This is a genomic window from Helicobacter mehlei, assembly GCF_003660265.1.
Classification (GTDB): domain Bacteria; phylum Campylobacterota; class Campylobacteria; order Campylobacterales; family Helicobacteraceae; genus Helicobacter; species Helicobacter mehlei.
Map to the genome: position 1 here is coordinate 1 of NZ_QXQP01000072.1, position 787 is coordinate 787.

The window sequence follows — 787 nt, forward strand, 5'->3', positions numbered from 1 at the left end:
CCGGTGGGAGATCCAGCAGGAGGATATCCAGATCGCCCCAGAACACATCGGTGAGGAACTGCTGGATCGCACGGTGCAGCATCGGTCCACGCCACACCACAGGTGCGTTGCCCTCAACAAAGTGTGCGATGGAGATCATCTTCACACCATGAGCCTGCGGGGGCATGATCATGTCATCGACCTGGTGTGGGCGGGCATCTGAACCCAGCATGGCGGGTACCGAGTGACCATAGATATCAGCGTCGAGAATGCCCACGGACAGACCCTTGGCAGCAAGTGCTGCTGCCAGGTTGACAGTCATGGAGGACTTACCCACGCCACCCTTGCCGGATGCCACGGCATAAACACGCGTGGTGGAACCTGGCTGGGCAAAGGGGATCACTGGTTCAGTGCCGGAACCACGGAGGCTGACGCGGAGTTCACGACGTTGTTCATCGCTCATCACATCAAGGTCCACCTGGACATTGCCCACACCCTCGACGTCTTTGACAGCCGCCTCGGTATTGGCAACGATGGTGGTCTTCATCGGGCAAGCCGCGATGGTCAGGTAGATTTCTACCTTCACATCAGAGCCATCGATGGCCACAGATTTGACCATGCCGAGCTCCGTGATGGGCTTACCGATCTCTGGATCCTCTACGCGGGATAGCGCGCTGCGGACAGCGGATTCGGTTACTTGAGACATCACCTAAACATAGTAGTCCGCCAGACAGATAAGTCCTAAGCCTTCTTTCTCCCCGACATCCACACCACAATGTCAAAGACCCGGATGGGGCTGAGATCAGCA

At 57.4% G+C, this 787-nt stretch carries 1 protein-coding gene; it reads right to left on the minus strand.

Features of this window, described 5'->3' with window-relative positions; translation table 11 throughout:
- Positions 1 to 685 (minus strand): P-loop NTPase (locus EAO36_RS08290; protein ID WP_162983299.1); only part of this gene is annotated, 685 nt, incomplete at its 3' end.
- Positions 686 to 787 lie beyond the last annotated feature (102 nt).